General features: G+C 70.4%; 12 protein-coding genes, 1 pseudogene and 1 riboswitch. Of the genes and pseudogenes, 9 read left to right on the forward strand and 4 right to left on the reverse strand.

Annotated elements, in window-relative coordinates; genetic code table 11:
- The first annotated feature begins 20 nt into the window (after positions 1–20).
- Positions 21–1,304, forward strand: a complete 1,284-nt coding sequence (locus NNZ72_RS03620; protein ID WP_257312855.1) for an NAD(P)/FAD-dependent oxidoreductase — start codon at positions 21–23, stop codon at positions 1,302–1,304.
- Positions 1,305–1,308: 4 nt separating this feature from the next.
- On the opposite strand, the gene NNZ72_RS03625 is transcribed toward NNZ72_RS03620, so the two are convergent.
- A complete protein-coding gene (locus tag NNZ72_RS03625; RefSeq protein ID WP_257312857.1) occupies positions 1,309–2,508 on the reverse strand; it encodes an MFS transporter in 1,200 nt (399 codons plus the stop codon).
- Positions 2,509–2,612: 104 nt separating this feature from the next.
- Between NNZ72_RS03625 and NNZ72_RS03630 the strand changes: the two genes are divergently transcribed.
- From NNZ72_RS03630 to NNZ72_RS03655, 6 genes and pseudogenes are all read left to right on the forward strand, one after another.
- Positions 2,613–3,434 carry an AraC family transcriptional regulator gene (locus tag NNZ72_RS03630; RefSeq protein ID WP_257312860.1) on the forward strand — a complete coding sequence of 274 codons (822 nt, stop codon included), beginning with the start codon at positions 2,613–2,615 and terminating at the stop codon, positions 3,432–3,434.
- A gap of 132 nt (positions 3,435–3,566) precedes the next feature.
- Positions 3,567–4,316: pseudogene (gene cobF, locus NNZ72_RS03635) on the forward strand (precorrin-6A synthase (deacetylating)); the annotation flags it as partial.
- Between the two features lie 203 nt (positions 4,317–4,519).
- Positions 4,520–5,842, forward strand: coding sequence for a precorrin-3B synthase (cobG, locus tag NNZ72_RS03640; protein WP_257312863.1), 1,323 nt, complete (start codon positions 4,520–4,522; stop codon positions 5,840–5,842).
- A complete protein-coding gene (locus NNZ72_RS03645) occupies positions 5,839–6,471 on the forward strand; it encodes a precorrin-8X methylmutase (protein WP_257312866.1) in 633 nt (210 codons plus the stop codon). The genes cobG and NNZ72_RS03645 overlap by 4 nt, the downstream gene beginning before the upstream one ends.
- On the forward strand, positions 6,468–7,199 hold the full coding sequence (locus NNZ72_RS03650) for a precorrin-2 C(20)-methyltransferase (RefSeq protein ID WP_257312869.1): 732 nt from the start codon (positions 6,468–6,470) through the stop codon (positions 7,197–7,199). Before NNZ72_RS03645 ends, NNZ72_RS03650 begins: the two co-directional genes overlap by 4 nt.
- Positions 7,196–7,960: a precorrin-3B C(17)-methyltransferase gene (locus NNZ72_RS03655; RefSeq protein ID WP_257312871.1), complete on the forward strand. Its 765-nt coding sequence runs from the start codon at positions 7,196–7,198 to the stop codon at positions 7,958–7,960. The genes NNZ72_RS03650 and NNZ72_RS03655 overlap by 4 nt, the downstream gene beginning before the upstream one ends.
- Here the strand turns inward: NNZ72_RS03655 and NNZ72_RS03660 are convergent.
- Complete coding sequence (locus tag NNZ72_RS03660) at positions 7,939–8,694, reverse strand: cobalt-precorrin-6A reductase (RefSeq protein ID WP_257312872.1); 756 nt, start codon at positions 8,692–8,694, stop codon at positions 7,939–7,941. The two genes, NNZ72_RS03655 and NNZ72_RS03660, sit on opposite strands and share 22 nt — an antisense overlap.
- On the opposite strand from NNZ72_RS03660, the gene cbiE reads away from it, so the two are divergent.
- The gene (gene cbiE / locus NNZ72_RS03665; RefSeq protein ID WP_257312875.1) at positions 8,687–9,940 is read left to right on the forward strand and encodes a precorrin-6y C5,15-methyltransferase (decarboxylating) subunit CbiE; all 1,254 of its coding nucleotides are present in this window, start codon (positions 8,687–8,689) and stop codon (positions 9,938–9,940) included. The two genes, NNZ72_RS03660 and cbiE, sit on opposite strands and share 8 nt — an antisense overlap.
- Complete coding sequence (gene cobM, locus NNZ72_RS03670; protein ID WP_257312877.1) at positions 9,937–10,698, forward strand: precorrin-4 C(11)-methyltransferase; 762 nt, start codon at positions 9,937–9,939, stop codon at positions 10,696–10,698. Before cbiE ends, cobM begins: the two co-directional genes overlap by 4 nt.
- 63 nt (positions 10,699–10,761) lie before the next feature.
- Here cobM and metH read toward each other — a convergent pair whose 3' ends face one another.
- Positions 10,762–14,547: a methionine synthase gene (gene metH / locus NNZ72_RS03675; protein ID WP_257312879.1), complete on the reverse strand. Its 3,786-nt coding sequence runs from the start codon at positions 14,545–14,547 to the stop codon at positions 10,762–10,764.
- 83 nt (positions 14,548–14,630) lie between these two features.
- Entirely contained in the window at positions 14,631–14,846 is a 216-nt protein-coding gene (locus NNZ72_RS03680) for a hypothetical protein (protein WP_257312883.1), read from the reverse strand.
- A 104-nt stretch (positions 14,847–14,950) separates the two neighbouring features.
- A riboswitch (cobalamin riboswitch) is annotated at positions 14,951–15,173 on the reverse strand.
- Positions 15,174–15,198 lie beyond the last annotated feature (25 nt).

Below are 15,198 nucleotides of genomic sequence, written 5' to 3' on the forward strand. Positions count from 1 at the left end.
CGCCGAAAAGACAGACGCCCATGCTCAACGATCCGCGCTCCCATGGCCTTTGGGAGATGACCGCCCCGCCCGCGCCCGAAACCGTCGCCTTCTCCGGCCGGCTGGAGACGGACGTGGTGGTGGTCGGGGGCGGCTATACGGGCTTCTCCGCCGCGCTCCATCTCGCCGAGCGCGGCGTGCGCGTCGTGCTTCTGGAGGGGGCGGAGATCGGCTTCGGCGGCTCGGGGCGCAATGTCGGCCTCGTCAATGCCGGCATGTGGGTGATGCCCGACGAGCTGCCGGGCGTGCTCGGCAAGGATTACGGCGGGCGGCTGCTCGACCTGCTCGGCAATGCGCCGCGCGCCGTCTTCGACCTCGTCGCAAAGCACGGGATCGACTGCGAGGCGATGCCGGTCGGCACGCTGCACTGCGCGGTCGGCCGTTCCGGGCTCGACGAGCTTGCGGCACGCGCCGAACAGTGGGCCCGTCACGGCGCGCCGGTGCGCCTGCTCGACGCGGCCGAGACGGCGGCGAAGGTCGGCACGACGGCCTATGCCGGATCGCTCCTCGACCTGCGCGCCGGCACGATCCAGCCGCTCGCCTATGTGCGCGGCCTTGCCCGCGCGGCGATCGCCGCCGGCGCCGATGTCTTCACGGGCAGCCCGGTCACGGACGCGGAGCGGAGCGGCGGGCGCTGGACGGTGAAGACGGCGCGCGGCAGCGTCACGGCCGGCTGGGTCGTCGTCGCCACCAACGCCTATACCGTCGCGCCCTGGGCCGAGGTCCGGGCGGAGCTCGTCCACCTGCCCTATTTCAACTTCGCCACCGTGCCGCTTTCGCCCGAGATGCAGGCGAAGATCCTGCCGGAGCGGCAGGGCGCGTGGGATACGCGCGAAGTGCTCTCCTCCTTCCGCTTCGACAGGCGCGGCCGGCTGGTGTTCGGCAGCGTCGGGGCGCTCCGCGGCACCGGCACCGCGATCCACAGGGCCTGGGCGCGGCGCGCGCTGAAGAAGCTCTTCCCCGAGATCGGCGACGTCGCCTTCGAGGCGGAATGGTACGGCAAGATCGGCATGACGACGGACGCGCTGCCGCGCTTCCACAGGCTTGCGGAGAATGTCGTCGGCTTCAGCGGCTACAACGGCCGGGGGATCGCCCCCGGCACCGTCTTCGGCCGCACGCTCGCGCGGCTGATCGCCGGCGAGATCGCCGAGACGGACCTGCCGCTGCCCGTCACCGATCCCGCCGCCCGGTCCTTCCGTTCGCTGCGCGAGGGCTATTACGAACTGGGCGCGCAGATCGCCCATTTCTCGGGCGCGCGGTTCTAGGTTTCTAGTGCCGGCTTCCGGGCAGGCGCGGCAAGAGCACCGTCAGGATGCCGAGAAGCGGCAGGTAGGAGCAGACGCGGTAGACGAAGTCGATGCCGTGGCTGTCGGCATAGACGCCGAGGATCGCCGCCCCCAGCCCGCCCGCACCGAAGGCGAAGCCGAAGAAGATGCCGGCGATCAGGCCGACGCGGCCCGGCACCAGCTCCTGCGCGAAGACGACGATCGCCGAGAAGGCCGAGGAGAAGACGAGGCCGATCACGACGGTCAGCACGCCCGTCCAGAACAGGTCGGCATAGGGCAGCATCAGCGCGAAGGGGATGACGCCGAGGATCGACAGCCAGATGACGAAGCGCGCGCCGTAGCGGTCGCCGATCGGCCCGCCGAGGAAGACGCCGGCCGCCGATGCGCCGAGGAAGAGGAACAGCATCAGCTGCGCCTCGCGCACGCCGAGCCCGAAGCGCTCGATCGTGTAGAAGGTGAAATAGCTGGAGATGCTGGAGATGTAGACGTTCTTCGTCGTCGTCAGGAGGACGAGGACGAGGAGCGCCCAGACCACCCGGTTCTTCGGTAGCGGCAGCGCGCGGCTCGCCTGCGGCCGGCCGGCGGCGAGCCTCCGCTCGCCGGCATACCAGTTGCCGACCCAGGTGAGGATGCCCATGCCGACGAGGGCGATCGCCGAGAACCAGGCGAGGCTCGTCTGGCCGAAGGGCATCACGATGAAGGCGGCGAGCAGCGGCCCGATGGCGGTGCCGGCATTGCCGCCGACCTGGAACATCGACTGCGCGAAGCCGTGCCGGCCGCCCGAGGCGAGCCGCGCCACGCGCGAGGATTCCGGATGGAAGACCGACGAGCCGAGGCCGATCAGGCAGGCGCCGGCCACCAGCACCGGGAAGCTGTGCGCATAGGCGAGCAGGATCAGCCCGCAGAACGTGCTGCCCATGCCGACCGGCAGCGAGAAGGGCATCGGCCAGCGGTCCGTCACCATGCCGACGGCCGGCTGCAGCAGCGAGGCGGTGACCTGGAAGGCGAGCGTCAGGAGGCCGATCTGCACGAAGTCGAGCGCATAGTTCTCCTTCAGCAGCGGATAGATCGAGGCGAGCAGCGACTGCATGATGTCGTTCAGCATGTGGCACAGGCTGACGGCGAGAATGATGGAGAAGGTGGTGCGCGCAGGGGAAGGCGCGGCAGGCGTGACCGCCGACATCTGGACCTCGATCGTTTCGAGAAGGATTCAAAGCCCCTCCATACAGGGATTGCCCGCGGCCTGCTTTCGTGCTCTGGTCCATTTCTTACGCGTTCGGGCCAAAAATGGACAAACTGTCGCACGATCTCACCGCCTCCCTCGACGACGACCACCTGCGCAACCTGGCGTGGATGGAGCAGTCGAACGCCGACGTGCTGGTGCACAGCGCCGAGATCCCCGGCGGCTATGTCGTGCCGGCGCACAGCCACCGCCGCGCGCAGTTCCTCTGCGTCGTCGCCGGCGTCGTCCTCGTCGCGACGGTGCGCGGGCGCTGGATGATCCCGCCCGGCCACGCGCTGCTCATCCCGCGCGGGCTCCAACATTCGGTGGAGATGTACAGCGACGTGACGATGCGTTCGGTCTACGTCTTCTCCGACGAGGGGCTCGCGGGCTCGCCGGAACCGGCGGTGCTGGAGGTGACGGCGCTCGCCCATCACCTCCTCGACGAGGCGGTGCGCCACCGGCGGGTGAGCGACGACGCGCACCGGGCCGAACTCGTCACGGCGCTGCTGATGGACGAGATCGGGCGGCTGCGGGCGCGGCCGCTCGGCCTGCCCTTCCCCGCCCATCCGCGGCTCGCCGCCCTCTGCCGCCGCTTCGTCGACGGGCCGTCGGCGGATGCGAAGATCGACGACTGGGCGGCGCGGCTCGCCATGAGCCGGCGCAGCTTCACGCGGCTCTTCCGCGAGGAGACGGGCGTTTCCTTCTCCACCTGGCGCCAGCAGGCGGCGATCTTCGCCTGCCTGCCGAAGCTCGCCGCCGGACTGCCGGTGACGCAGGTGGCGCTGGAGGCGGGTTACGACAGCGTGCCGGCCTTCACCACCATGTTCCGCCGCATGCTCGGCAGCTCGCCGAAATTGTACTTGCGCAGCCGCGAGGCAGCGTGAGTCTCAAAAAGACCGGCCGAGGACGCGATCGGGGCACTGTTTTCTGGTAGGGTTTGCGAGTAGGAAGGACGAAGCGGGACCCAAACCGGGCCGCGGGACAGCCGGCAGCGCACAGGGCGCACGGAGACGACAGTGGCACGACGCATTCGCATCATCGGCATCGGCGCGGGCAATCCCGACCACATGACCGTTCAGGCCATCGATGCGCTGAACAGCTGCGACGTGCTCTTCCTTCCCGTGAAGGGCGAGGAGAAGGCCTTCCTCGCCGACATGCGCCGCGAGATCTGCCGGCGCTTCATCAGGGGCGCCGAACCGCGCGTCCTCGAATTCTCCGTGCCGAAGCGGCGCGCCGACGGCGACTACGGCGCGGGCGTCACCGACTGGCACGCGGCGATCGCGGCGATCTACGAGAGGATGCTCCTCGATTCGGTCGGCGAGGCGGAGACGGTCGGCTTGCTCGTCTGGGGCGATCCGATGCTCTACGACAGCACGATCCGCATCGTCGAGCACGTGCGTGCCGGCGGACGCGTCGCCGTCGACTACGACGTCATTCCCGGCATCACCAGCCTGCAGGCGCTCTGCGCCGGCCACCGCATTCCGCTGAACCGCATCGGCCTGCCGGTCGAGATCACCACCGGCCGCAGGCTGGCCGAGGGCTGGCCGGAGGGCGCGCGCGACGTGGCGGTGATGCTCGACGGTGTCCAGGCCTTCGCGACGGTCGACGACCCCGGGGCGGAGATCCACTGGGGCGCCTATCTCGGCACGCCGATGGAGATCCTCGTTTTCGGCAATCTTTCCGAAATGGCGCAGACCATCGCCGAGACCCGCAGGGCCGCGCGGGAAAGACACGGCTGGATCATGGATACCTATCTCATCCGCCGCCCGGTTCCCGACGGTGAGGGGAACGGGGATACGGTCCGGCATCTCCCTTCTCCCGATCGGGGAGAAGGTGCCGGCAGGCGGATGAGAGGGCAATCGAAGCAGGAGGTCCCCTCATCCGGCCCTTCGGGCCACCTTTTCCCCGGCGGCGAGAAGGGGACGGCCTCCTTGCCGCCTGATGAAGCGGATGGGAAGGAGGGGCCGGCATGAGCGCTGCTCTTCGCCTGCCGCCGCCGCCCGTGCGCCGCGGCGCCTGCCCGTCCGTCGCCGCGCCGATGCCGACCGGCGACGGCCTGCTCGTGCGCCTGCGCCCGCGCGCGGCCGGGCTTTCGCCGGAAAAGTGGCGCGCCATCGCGGCGCTCGCCCGCCGCCACGGCAACGGCCTCGTCGAGGTGACGGCGCGCGGCAATCTGCAGATCCGCGGATTGACCGCCGACAGCGCGCGGATGCTGGCGTCCGGGCTCGACGCCGCCGACATCGCCTTGCGCTCCGGCACCGCCATCGAGGTGCCGCCGCTTTCCGGGCTCGACCCCTCCGAGGCGGCCGATGCGACGCCGGTGGCCGCGGCCATCGAGGCGGCCATCGCCGCCCGTGGTTTCGCGCTGGCGCCGAAGCTCGCCGTCGTCGTCGACGGCGGCGGCGTGCTCTCGCTCGCCGACATGGTCGCCGACCTGCGGCTCGATGCCGAGCGGACGGCCGAAGGGGTGATGTGGCGAATCTCCACCGCAGGCGATGCATTTTCCGCCCGCCCCGTCGCCCGCGCGGATGCGGCGGACGCGGTGGAAACGGTCGTCGGGCTGCTCGGCCTTCTCGCCGCGCTCGGCCCGGCCGCGCGCGGGCGCGATCTCGGCGAGGCGCTCGTTCCCGCGCTGGCGGGGCCGACGGTTCGTCCATCGCTGCCGCCGGTGCCGGTCGGGCCGATCGCCGTCGGCGCGGGGCAGGTGCTCGGCCTGCGGCTACCCTACGGGCGGATCCATGCCGACAGGCTGGAAGGGCTCGCGAACGACCTGGAACGGCTCGGCGCGACGGAAATACGGCTTGCGCCGCATCGCGCGCTGCTGGTGCCGGGTCTTGCCGGAGAAGCCCTCGCGGCGACGATCCGCGCGGCCGCGGCGCACGGCTTCCGGACCGATCCGGACGCGCCCGGCAATGCGATTTCCGTCTGCGCGGGCAGCGCCGGCTGCGCCTCCGGCCTTATCGACACCCATGCCGTCGCCGACTTGCTGGTCGCGGAGGCGCCCTCGCTCTTCGGCGGGGCGCCCGGCATCCACATTTCCGGCTGCGCCAAGGGCTGCGCCCATCCGGCCGCCGCCGCCGTCACGCTTGCCGGCAGCGCGGGCGGCCTCGGCCTCGTGCCCGGCGGCCGGGCCGGCGACGAGCCGCTCGCCGTGACGGACGATGCCGCTGCCGCCTTCGCCCGTCTCGAGGCGCTTCTCTCGCGCGAACGGGCACCCGGCGAACCTCTCGACTCCCTTCTCGACCGGCTCGGCAGAAGCCGGTTGAAGGCCGCATTCCAGGGCAGGACATGACAGACTACGACTATATCAAGGACGGCACCGCCATCTACGAGCGCTCCTTCGCCATCATCCGCGCCGAGGCCGATCTCTCGCGCTTCTCCGAGGCCGAGGCCGACGTCGCCGTGCGGATGATCCATGCGGCGGGGCTGGTGGAGGCGGCGGAGCATTTCGCCTTCTCGCCCGGCTTCGTCGCGTCCGCCCGGGCGGCACTCGTCGCCGGCGCGCCGATCTTCTGCGATGCGGAAATGGTGGCGCGCGGCGTCACGGCGGCCCGGCTGCCGGCGGAGAACGACGTCATCTGCACGCTGCGCGACCCGCGCACGCCGGAACTCGCATCCGAGATCGGCAATACCCGCTCCGCCGCCGCCATCCGCCTCTGGCTCGACCGGCTGGCGGGCTCGGTCGTCGCGATCGGCAACGCGCCGACGGCGCTCTTCTACCTGCTCGAACTGCTGCGCGACGGTGCGCCGAAGCCGGCGGCGATCCTCGGCATGCCGGTCGGCTTCGTCGGCGCCGCCGAATCGAAGGAGGCGCTCATGGAGAACTCCTACGGCGTGCCATGCGCCATCGTCCGCGGCCGGCTCGGCGGCAGCGCCATGACGGCGGCGGCGCTGAACGCGCTCGCGAGGTCCGGCCTGTGAGCGGCGCGGGCAAACTCTACGGCGTCGGCACCGGCCCCGGCGACCCGGAGCTGCTGACGCTGAAGGCCGTGCGCGCGCTCGGTGAGGCGGACGTGCTCGCCTGGTTCGCCAAGGCGGGCGGCACCGGCAACGGCCGCGCCATCGTCGAGGGCCTGCTGCGGCCCGGCATGGCCGAGCTGCCGCTCCACTATCCGGTGACCGTCGAGATCGACAAGGAACACGACGACTACAAGAGCCGCATCACCGCCTTCTACGACGCCTCGGCCGAAGCCGTCGCGGAGCACCTTGCCGCCGGCCGCACGGTCGCGATCCTGTCGGAGGGCGACCCGCTGTTCTACGGTTCCTACATGCACCTGCACGTGCGGCTTGCCCATCGCTTCCCGACGGAGGTCGTCCCCGGCATTACCGCCATGTCCGGCTGCTGGTCGCTGTCGGGCCTGCCCATCGTCCAGGGCGACGACGTGCTCTCGGTGCTGCCCGGCACGATGGCCGAGGCGGAGCTCTCGCGCCGGCTCGGCGACACGCAGGCCGCCGTCATCATGAAGGTCGGCCGCAACCTGCCGAAGATCCGCCGGGCGCTCGCCGCCGCCGGCCGGCTCGGTGAGGCGATCTATGTCGAGCGCGGCACCACGCCCGCCGGCCGTTCCGTGCGGCTTGCGGAGAAGCCGGACGATGCCGCGCCCTATTTCTCGCTCGTGCTCGTGCCGGGCTGGAGCGGCCGGCCATGACGGGCAGACTCTTCGTGATCGGCACGGGACCGGGCAATCCCGACCAGATGACGCCGGAGGCGCGGCGCGCGGTCGAGGCCTCGACCGCCTTCTTCGGCTATTTCCCCTATCTCGACCGGCTGGACCTGCGCCCCGACCAGGTCAAGGTCGCCTCCGACAACCGCGAGGAGCTCTCCCGCGCAGAGGCCGCGCTTGCCCGCGCGGCGGCGGGCGAGGCGGTATGCGTCGTCTCGGGCGGCGATCCGGGCGTCTTCGCCATGGCGGCCGCCGTCTGCGAGGCGATCGATGCCGGGCCGGCGGAATGGAAGACCGTCGATCTCACCGTCGTGCCGGGCGTCACCGCCATGCTCGCCGTCGCCGCCCGCATCGGCGCGCCGCTCGGCCACGATTTCTGCGCCATCTCGCTCTCCGACAACCTGAAGCCCTGGGACGTGATCGAGAAGCGGCTGCGGCTCGTCGCGGAAGCCGGCCTGGTGATCGCGCTCTACAATCCGATCAGCAAGGCGCGCCCCTGGCAGCTCGGCCGCGCCTTCGCGCTTCTGCGCGAGATATTGCCGGCGGCCACGCCGGTCGTCTTCGGCCGCGCCGCCGGCCGGCCGGACGAGCGCATGCTGGTCATGCCGCTCGGAGAGGCCGAGGCGGAGCGGGCGGACATGGCGACCTGCGTCGTCATCGGCTCGCCGGAGACGCGGACGATCGCCCGGCCGGGCCTCCCCGACCTCGTCTACACGCCGCGCTTCTACCGGGAGCCGAGCAGATGATCGGCGAGCCGTTCCGCCTCCTCGACCGTCTCCGCCCGGTTGCCATCGGCCGCCGGCGCGCGGTCGACCAGCACGACGGGAAGGCCGAGGATGCGCGCGGCGACGATCTTGCCGAAGCTCGCCTCGCCGCCGGAGTTCTTGCTGACGACGACGTCGATGCGATGCCGTCGCAGGAGTTCCACCTCCGCCTCGACCGCGAAGGGGCCGCGCGACAGGAGGTATTCGACGTCGGGCGCCTCGAGCGGCGGATCGACGGGGTCGACGCTGCGCACGAGATAGTGGTGCTGCGGCGCGGCGTCGAAGGCCTTCGTCTCCTGCCGGCCGATGGTGAGGAAGACGCGGCGCGGCGCCGCGCCGAGCGCCGTGACGGCCCCGGCCATCGAACCGACGCGCGTCCAGCGGTCGGCCGGCGTCTCGCTCCAGCCGGAGCGTTCGAGGCGGACGAGGGGGACGTGCGCGCCTTCCGCCGCGGCCTCGGCATTGGCGGAGATCCGCTGCGCGAAGGGATGCGTCGCGTCGATCAGCAGGTCGACGGCCTCGCGGCGGAGATACGCTTTGAGTCCCGCCACGCCGCCGAAGCCGCCGCTGCGGACGGGAACGGGCTGCGGCGCCGGATCGAGCGTGCGGCCGGCGAGCGACAGCGTCACGGCGAGATCGGTGCGGCCGGCAAGGCGCGCGGCGAGTTCGCGCGCCTCCGTCGTGCCGCCCAGAATGAGGATGCGTCTCTTGTCCACGCCTGATCCGTCCCTTCCGCCCTGGCTTTCCGTCGTCGGTCTCGGTGAGGACGGTCTAGCCGGTCTCGGCGACGCGGCCAAGGCCGCAATCGCGGAGGCCGAGGTCGTCTTCGGCGGCGAGCGGCATCTGGCGCTGGCCGATGCGGCGATCCGCGGCGAACGCCATGCCTGGCTCAGCCCGTTCGAACGCTCGGTCGAGGCGGTGCTGGCGGCGCGGGGGCGGCCGGTCGCCGTGCTCGCCTCGGGCGATCCCTTCTTCTACGGCGTCGGCGTCACGCTGTCGCGGCGCATCGCGCGCGAAGAAATGCGCGTCTTCCCGGCGCCGTCTTCCTTCAGCCTCGCCGCCTCGCGCATGGGCTGGGCGCTGCAGGAGACCGCCTGCGTCTCGCTGCACGGGCGGCCGCTCGATCTCATCCGCCCGCATCTCCATCCGGACGCCCGCATCCTCGCGCTCACCTCCGACGGCGACGGACCCGCGGCACTTGCCGCACTGCTGACGGAAAGCGGCTTCGGCGGCTCGCGGCTCACCGTGCTGGAGGCGCTGGGGGGCCCGCGCGAGCGGGTGAGCCACCACCGCGCCGATGCCTTCGCGCTCGCCGACGCCGACATGCTCAACGTCTGCGCCGTTGAGGTCGCGGCGGGGGAGGGCGCGCGCGTGCTGGCGCTTGCGCCGGGCCGCGACGACGGGCTCTACGAGCACGACGGCCAGATCACCAAGCGCGAGGTGCGCGCGCTCACGCTGTCGGCGCTTTCGCCGCGGCGGGGGGAGCTTTTGTGGGATATCGGTGCGGGCTCCGGCTCCGTCGGCATCGAATGGATGCTCGCCGATCCGTCGCTGCGCGCCATCGCCGTCGAGGCGCATGCCGAGCGCGCCGCCCGCATCCGCCGCAACGCGGCCCGCTTCGGCGTGCCGGGTCTTGCCGTCGTGGAAGGCGCGGCGCCGCAGGCGCTTGCCGGGCTCGCCGCGCCGGATGCCGTCTTCATCGGCGGCGGCGGCAGCGAGGACGGCGTGATGGAAGCGGCGATCGCCGGTCTCAAGCCCGGCGGTCGGCTCGTCGCCAACGCGGTGACGACGGAGATGGAGGCGGTGCTGCTTTCGCGGCATGCGGGCCTGGGCGGTTCGCTGATCCGCATCGATCTCGCCCGCGCGGCCCCCGTCGGCACCATGACGGGCTGGCGGCCGGCCATGCCGGTGACGCAATGGAGCTGGACTAAGCCGGCTAAGGAAATCGGGGGAAGCAGATGACCGTTCATTTCATCGGTGCCGGGCCGGGGGCGGCCGATCTCATCACCGTGCGCGGGCGCGACCTCATCGAAAGATGCCCCGTCTGCCTCTATGCCGGCTCCATCGTCTCGCCGGAACTGCTGCAATACTGCCCGCCGGGCGCGCGCATCGTCGACACCGCGCCGATGTCGCTCGACGAGATCGAGGCCGAATTCCTGCGAGCGGCGGAGGCGGGGGAGGAGGTGGCGCGGCTCCATTCCGGCGACCTCTCCGTCTGGAGCGCCGTCGCCGAGCAGATCCGCCGGCTGGAGCGGCACGGGCTCGCCTATACGCTGACGCCCGGCGTGCCCTCCTTCGCGGCGGCGGCGGCGGCGCTGGGGCGGGAACTGACGATCCCGGCTGTCGCCCAGAGCCTCGTGCTCACCCGCGTCTCCGGCCGCGCCTCGCCGATGCCGAACCGCGAGACGCTCGAAAATTTCGGCAAGACGGGGGCGACGCTCGCCATCCATCTCGCCATCCATGCGCTGGATCAGGTGGTCGCGGAGCTGACGCCGCTCTACGGCGCCGATTGCCCGGTCGCCATCGTCGTCAAGGCCTCCTGGCCGGACGAGCGCATCGTCCGCGGCACGCTCGGCGACATCGCGGCGAAGGTGGCGGAGGCGCCCATCGAGCGCACGGCGCTGATCTTCGTCGGCCGCACGCTTGCGGCCGAGGATTTCCGCGAGAGCTCGCTCTACAACCCGGCCTACCAGCGGCGGTTCCGCGGTCGGGGCGATTGAGCAATTCCAGCGAAAGCGCCGAACGCGGTTTTGCGTCCGGAACTGCGCGGTGAATGAACCCGATCACTCCGCCGCTTCGGCGACCGGCACGTAGTTGAGCACCGGGCCGAGCCAGCGCTCGACGTCCTGCACCTCCATGCCCTTGCGCCGGGCATAGTCCTCCACCTGGTCGCGCTCGACCTTGGCGACGCCGAAATAGTAGCTTTCCGGCGAGGCGATGTAGAGGCCGGAGACGGAGGAGCCCGGCCACATGGCGAAACCTTCCGTCAGCCGCACGCCGATCTCGCGCTCCGCGTCGAGCAGGCGGAAGAGCGTCGTCTTCTCCGTATGGTCCGGCTGGGCGGGATAGCCGGGCGCCGGGCGGATGCCGGCATAGGGCTCGCCGATCAGCTCGGTGGGCGAGAAGGTCTCGTCCGGCGCGTAGCCCCAGAGCTCCTTGCGCACATATTCGTGCATCCGTTCGGCAAATGCCTCGGCGTAGCGGTCGGCGAGCGCCTTGACGAGGATCGAGGAATAGTCGTCGTTCGCCCGCTCGAAACGCTCGGCGATGGCGATCTCGCCGATGCCGGCGGTGACGACGAAGCCACCGAGATAGTCGTGCTTGCCGCTATCCGCCGGGGCGACGAAGTCGGAGAGTGCCAGATTCGGCCTTCCGTCGCGCTTGGAGAGCTGCTGGCGCAGCGTGAAGAAGGTGGCGAGCCCGTTTTCGCGCGTCTCGTCGGTGAAGAGGCGGATGTCGTCGCCGACGCTTGCTGCCGGCCAGAAGCCGACGACGGCTTTCGGCGTGAACCACTTTTCGGCGATGATCTTCTCCAGCATCGCCTGGGCGTCGGCGAAGAGCTGGCGGGCGGCCTCGCCCTGCTTCTCGTCTGCAAGGATCTTCGGATAGACGCCGCGCAGCTCCCAGGACTGGAAGAAGGGCGTCCAGTCGATGTAGCGGGCGAGATCGGCGAGGTCCCAGTCCTGGAACACCCGCGTGCCGAGGAAGGAGGGCGTCTTCGGCTGGTAGGCGGCCCAGTCCGCGCGGAAGGCGTTTTCGCGCGCCCGGGCGAGCGGCAGGCGCTGCTTCTCCGCTTCGCTGCGGGCGTGGGTGTCCGCGACCTTGCGGTATTCGGCGCGCAGCCGCTCGATGTAGGCGGGCTTCGCCTCGGGCGAGAGCAGGGCGCCGACGACGCCGACCGCGCGGCTCGCGTCGTTGACGTGGACGGCCTGGCCGAGGCTGTAGCGCGGATGGATCTTCACGGCCGTATGCACGCGGCTCGTCGTCGCCCCGCCGATCAGGAGGGGAATGTCGAAGCCCTCGCGCTCCATCTCGGCGGCGACATGCGCCATCTCGTCGAGCGAGGGGGTGATGAGGCCCGAGAGCCCGATGATGTCGACCTTCTCGGCTTTCGCCGTTTCGAGGATCTTCGCCGCCGGCACCATGACGCCGAGGTCGACGATCTCGTAATTGTTGCAGGCGAGCACGACGCCGACGATGTTCTTGCCGATGTCGTGCACGTCGCCCTTGACGGTCGCCATCAGGATTTTTCCCGCGCTCTCGCGCCTGCCGCTGCCGCCGTTCGCCAGCTTCTCCGCTTCCATATAGGGAAGCAGCACGGCGACGGCCTGCTTCATCACGCGGGCGGATTTCACCACCTGCGGCAGGAACATCTTGCCCGCGCCGAAGAGGTCGCCGACGACGTTCATGCCGGCCATCAGCGGGCCTTCGATGACGTGCAGCGGGCGCTCGGCGTTTTGCCGGGCCTCCTCCGTATCGGCCTCGACGAATTCGGTGATGCCGTTGACGAGCGCATGCTCCAGCCGCTTCTCGACCGGCCAGTCGCGCCAGGCGAGGTCGCGTTCCTTGGCTTCCTTGCCGCCGGCGCCCTTGAAGCGCTCGGCGATCTCCAGCATGCGCTCGGTCGCGGTGCCGCCGGCTTTCGGCACGCGGTTGAGCACCACGTCCTCGCAGGCCTCGCGCAGCTCCGGCTCGATCGTGTCGTAGACGGCGAGCTGGCCGGCATTGACGATGCCCATGTCCATGCCCGCCTGGATGGCGTGGTAGAGGAAGACGGCGTGCATGGCCTCGCGCACCGGCTCGTTGCCGCGGAAGGAGAAGGAGAGGTTGGAGACGCCGCCCGAGACGTGCACGTGCGGCAGGCTCGCGGTGATCTCGGCCGTCGCCTCGATGAAGTCGACGCCGTAATTGTCGTGCTCCTCGATGCCGGTGGCGACCGCGAAGATGTTCGGGTCGAAGACGATGTCCTCCGGCGGCAGGCCGGCGACCTCGGTGAGCAGCCTGTAGGCGCGGGCGCAGATCTCCACCTTGCGCGCCTTCGTGTCGGCCTGGCCCTGCTCGTCGAAGGCCATGACGACGACGGCGGCGCCATAGGCGCGCACCAGCTTCGCATGGTGCAGGAAGGCCTCCTCGCCCTCCTTGAGCGAGATCGAGTTGACCAGCGGCTTGCCCTGCACGCATTTGAGGCCCGCCTCGATCACCTCCCACTTGGAGCTGTCGATCATCACCGGCACGCGGGCGATGTCCGGCTCGGCGGCGATCAGGTTGAGGTATTCCGTCATGGCCTTCGCCGAATCGATCAGGCCCTCGTCCATGTTGATGTCGATGACCTGGGCGCCGTTCGCCACCTGGTCGCGGGCGACGTCGAGCGCTGCCGCATAGTCGCCGGCGGTGATCAGCTTGCGGAATTTCGCCGAGCCGGTGACGTTGGTGCGCTCGCCGACGTTCACGAAGGGGATGTCGTCCGTCAGGGTGAAGGGTTCGAGGCCGGAGAGGCGCATCCGGCGCGGGATGTCCGGGACGTCGCGCGGCCTGTGACGGCGGGCGGCCTCGGCGATGGCGCGGATATGGTCCGGCGTCGAGCCGCAGCAGCCGCCGACGATGTTGACGAGGCCGTCGCGCATAAAGCCCTCGATCTGCGCGGCCATCTCGTCGGGGCTCTCGTCGTACTTGCCGAAGGCGTTCGGCAGGCCGGCGTTCGGATAGGCGCAGACGAAGGTCCCGGCGACGGACGCGATTTCCGCCAGATGCGCGCGCATGGCGTTCGCGCCGAGCGCGCAGTTGAGGCCGATGGAGAAGGGCTCGGCATGGCGCACCGAGTTCCAGAAGGCCTCCGGCGTCTGGCCGGAGAGCGTGCGGCCGGAAAGGTCGGTGATCGTGCCGGAGATCATGACGGGCAGGAAGATGCCCTTCTCCTCGAACACCTCGCGCGCCGCGAAGATCGCCGCTTTGGCGTTCAGCGTGTCGAAGATCGTCTCGATCAGGACGATGTCGGCGCCGCCGTCGATCAGCCCGCGCAGCTGCTCGGCATAGGCGGTGCGCAGGTCGTCGAAGGTGACGGCGCGGTAGCCGGGATTGTTGACGTCCGGCGAGATCGAGGCGGTGCGGTTGGTCGGCCCGAGCGCGCCCGCGACGAAGCGGCGGCGGCCGTCCTTCTCCTGTGCCCTGAGACCGGCACGCCGCGCGAGCCGCGCGCCGTCGCGGTTGAGTTCGTAGACCATCGCCTCCATGCCGTAGTCGGCCTGGGCGATCACGGTGGAGGAGAAGGTGTTGGTCTCGAGGATGTCCGCGCCCGCGAGCGCATAGCGGTAGTGGATGTCCTCGATCGCGCCGGGCTGGGAGAGCGTCAGGAGGTCGTTGTTGCCCTGCTGGTGGCAGGCGCAATCGCCGAAGCGGCTGCCGCGGAAATCCGCCTCGACGAGGCCGAGCGTCTGGATCTCCGTGCCCATCGCCCCGTCGAGCACGAGAATCCTTTCCCGCGCGGCGGCCTGGAGCGCTGCAAGGATCCCGCCCCCGTCGCGGGGCGGAAGTTCGGGGCCGAACAGGCTGTCGAGATCGGAACCGGCCATGGCGGAACCCTCCGGGTATGGATGCATACCCGGAAATCACATAAAGACATCTTTATGTCAACATGCCTTTATATCTGGCCTGCCTAGTGCGCCGTGCCGTCCAGTCCCGCGAGCGAGGCGAAGAGGGCGCGCAGCCGGCTGATGTCGGGGTCGGCCGCGCCGTAGCGGGCGAGCTTCTGCACCTCCTTCAGCGCTTCCGACGCAAGGTCGGCCCCGCGCGGCTGCCAGAGCAGCCAGGAGATGAAGACGGATTCCGCCTTTCCGTCGCCGGAGGAGAGCTGGTCGGCAAATGCAAACATGTGGATCCCCAATTTGCGAATTGGGGGATGAACCGGACGCACGCATGCTGGGTTGTCGCCCGAAAGGCGAGAAGCAAGCGCACCATTGGGACACCCCGCCCATGGACGTAACAGGCGTCAGGGCAGGTCTCCTGGCTTGCGGGTCTTCGCTTCTGTCTCGCCTTCCCGGTGCTTTCGCGCCAGTGGCATCGAGCGACAGCAGCTCGCCGTTCACAGTTGCGGGGGCAGCGCCGGCCTTGCGTTCCCTGGCAAGGAACAATCGCACCGGCTTCCCTCTTAGCCTCCGGACCGCACGCGACCCGGAAGACCCTGACGGCGGCAGACTGGCCCGCCGCGCCGGCCTTGTCAATGG

The sequence above is a fragment of the Shinella pollutisoli genome (assembly GCF_024609765.1).
Taxonomy (GTDB): domain Bacteria; phylum Pseudomonadota; class Alphaproteobacteria; order Rhizobiales; family Rhizobiaceae; genus Shinella; species Shinella pollutisoli.

Excerpts from the sequence above, each read along its gene's own strand:
- NNZ72_RS03620 (WP_257312855.1), top strand. The coding sequence starts at position 21 with ATGCTCAACGATCCGCGCTCCCATGGCCTTTGGGAGATGACCGCCCCG.
- NNZ72_RS03625 (WP_257312857.1), bottom strand. The coding sequence starts at position 2,508 with ATGTCGGCGGTCACGCCTGCCGCGCCTTCCCCTGCGCGCACCACCTTC.
- NNZ72_RS03630 (WP_257312860.1), top strand. The coding sequence starts at position 2,613 with ATGGACAAACTGTCGCACGATCTCACCGCCTCCCTCGACGACGACCAC.
- cobG (WP_257312863.1), top strand. The coding sequence starts at position 4,520 with ATGAGCGCTGCTCTTCGCCTGCCGCCGCCGCCCGTGCGCCGCGGCGCC.
- NNZ72_RS03645 (WP_257312866.1), top strand. The coding sequence starts at position 5,839 with ATGACAGACTACGACTATATCAAGGACGGCACCGCCATCTACGAGCGC.
- NNZ72_RS03655 (WP_257312871.1), top strand. The coding sequence starts at position 7,196 with ATGACGGGCAGACTCTTCGTGATCGGCACGGGACCGGGCAATCCCGAC.
- cobM (WP_257312877.1), top strand. The coding sequence starts at position 9,937 with ATGACCGTTCATTTCATCGGTGCCGGGCCGGGGGCGGCCGATCTCATC.
- metH (WP_257312879.1), bottom strand. The coding sequence starts at position 14,547 with ATGGCCGGTTCCGATCTCGACAGCCTGTTCGGCCCCGAACTTCCGCCC.
- NNZ72_RS03680 (WP_257312883.1), bottom strand. The coding sequence starts at position 14,846 with ATGTTTGCATTTGCCGACCAGCTCTCCTCCGGCGACGGAAAGGCGGAA.